We start from the raw sequence: 2,121 nt of genomic DNA on the forward strand, positions 1-2,121 counted from the left end.
CGTCCGCCGGGCCCGTCCGGGCCACCGGCGGCCGTACCGATCCTCATGTACCACGCCGTCGGACACCGGCCCGCTCCCGCGACCCGCGCCCTGTCCGTCTCGCCCGAGGACTTCACCGAGCAGATGGAGCTGCTCCACGCACGCGGATTCACCCCGGTCACCACGGCGCGGCTCGCCGCCGCCTGGCGGACCGGTGGCCCGCTGCCGCCTCGGCCGCTGCCGCCTCGGCCCGTACTGATCACCTTCGACGACGGTTACGAGGGCGTGCACCGGCACGCCCTGCCCGTTCTCTCCTCGTACTCCTTCACCGCCACCGTGTTCGTCTCGACCGGCTGGCTGCGCGGACCGTACGACGAGGGCGGCGCCCTCGACACCATGCTCGACTGGGACCAGACACGGGAACTGGCCACCGCGGGCCTGGAGATCGGCGGCCACAGCCACACCCATCCCGAGCTGGACCAGCTGGACGACGAGCGGCTCGGCGCCGAGGTCCGGCGCTGCCGGGAGATCATCGCTGAGGAGCTGGGCACGGCGCCCGGCTCGTTCGCGTATCCGTACGGCTACTCCAGCCGGCGGGTACGGCGTACGGTCCGCGCGGCCGGGTTCGCCCAGTCGGTTGCCGTGGGCAACGCGCTGGCGCGGCGCGGCCAGGGCCCGTACGCCCTGGAGCGGGTGACCGTACGGCGCACCACCGGGATCGAGGAGTTCGGACGGCTGGTCGAGGGACGGGCGGTCGTCCGTGCCTTCGCCGGCGACCGGGCGCTGACCAAGGCGTATGCCGTGGTGCGCCGCGCCCGCCGGGCGGTCGCGCTGGGCCGTACGGTGTCCGCCGGCCGGCCATGACGAGGCCGGATCAACTGCCCGCCGACGTCCCGGCCGTACCGCGGCCGTCGACCGGGACCGGGCCCGACGGTTCCGGCGCGGCCCGCCGCCGGAGTCAAAACACCGTGCATAGGCCGTCCCCGTGCCGGATCATGGGCGGCATGTCTGCCAAGCCTCAGGACGCACTGCCGATCCGGCTCACCGTCGACGACAGCGACTCGCCGTCGGATGTGGTCGACGCGCTGTTCCTCGGCCGTTTCGCGACGGGCGAGCAGCCGTACTCGTACAGCTCGACGATCGACCGCGTCAGGTCGGGCGTCACGCTGCTGCCGCCCGGCGCCGCCGTGCTGCGCTCGGCGCGCGACGACGACCGCAGCGCGACGCTCGCGGAGGGCGACGGATGGACGCTGCTCGTTTCGCGCTGGAACCGTGGCGCGGATGTCACCGTCACGGCCGTCAGCCGTGAACTCGCCGAGAAGATCCATGAGCAGGCGACCGACGGCGCGCAGGACGAGCCGGAGCCGCAGCCGGAGAATGTGACGATGGGCTTCTGGTACGTGTCGCCCAGGCGCGGCCCGCACCGCACCACCCGGCAGATCGCCGCGGGCACCTGGGACGAGGTCAGGCCCAACTACACCGCGCCGGTGGCTGACGCGATGGACCGGCTGATGAAGGTGACGCCGGACGACATCGCGGGCCGGCTGCTCCTGCTGCACGGCCCGCCGGGCACCGGCAAGACCTCGGCGCTGCGTACGCTGGCCCGCTCCTGGCGCGACTGGTGCCAGGTCGACTGCGTACTGGACCCGGAGCGGCTCTTCAACGACGTCGGCTATCTGATGGACATCGCGATCGGCGAGGACGACGGCTCGGCCAAGGGCCGCTGGCGGCTGCTGCTCCTGGAGGACTGCGACGAGCTGATCCGCGGCGAGGCCAAGCACACGGCGGGCCAGGCGCTGTCGCGGCTGCTGAATCTCACGGACGGTCTGCTGGGACAGGGCAGGAACGTTCTGGTGGGCGTGACGACCAATGAGGATCTGGAGCGGCTGCATCCGGCGGTGGTCCGTCCCGGCCGCTGTCTGGCCAGGATCGAGGTCGGCTCGCTGACCCGGTCGGAGGCGCTGTCCTGGCTCAGCAGGGAGGACGGCGACTGGGAGGCGTCGGTCGGCCGCGAGGGCGCGACGCTGGCCGAGCTGTACGCGCTGCGCCGGGGCAGCGGCCCGGCCTCGGTCCCGGCCCAGCAGGCGGGCTCGGACGCGGGCCTCTATCTCTGACGCTCCGACGGCCTCTCGGTGCCGGCGC

2 protein-coding genes are annotated in these 2,121 nt (G+C 73.3%); both read left to right on the forward strand.

Annotation, left to right across the window (positions count from 1 at the left end):
• Positions 1-45 precede the first annotated feature (45 nt).
• On the forward strand, positions 46-843 hold the full coding sequence (locus GA0115259_RS35095) for a polysaccharide deacetylase family protein (protein WP_093604384.1): 798 nt from the start codon (positions 46-48) through the stop codon (positions 841-843).
• A gap of 140 nt (positions 844-983) precedes the next feature.
• Positions 984-2,093 carry a DUF5925 domain-containing protein gene (locus tag GA0115259_RS35100; RefSeq protein WP_093604382.1) on the forward strand — a complete coding sequence of 370 codons (1,110 nt, stop codon included), beginning with the start codon at positions 984-986 and terminating at the stop codon, positions 2,091-2,093.
• Positions 2,094-2,121: the final 28 nt, after the last annotated feature.

It is taken from the genome of Streptomyces sp. MnatMP-M17 (assembly GCF_900091995.1).
In the GTDB taxonomy this organism is placed as follows: Bacteria; Actinomycetota; Actinomycetes; order Streptomycetales; family Streptomycetaceae; genus Streptomyces.

Excerpts from the sequence above, each read along its gene's own strand:
- GA0115259_RS35100 (WP_093604382.1), top strand. The coding sequence starts at position 984 with ATGTCTGCCAAGCCTCAGGACGCACTGCCGATCCGGCTCACCGTCGAC.
- GA0115259_RS35095 (WP_093604384.1), top strand. The coding sequence starts at position 46 with ATGTACCACGCCGTCGGACACCGGCCCGCTCCCGCGACCCGCGCCCTG.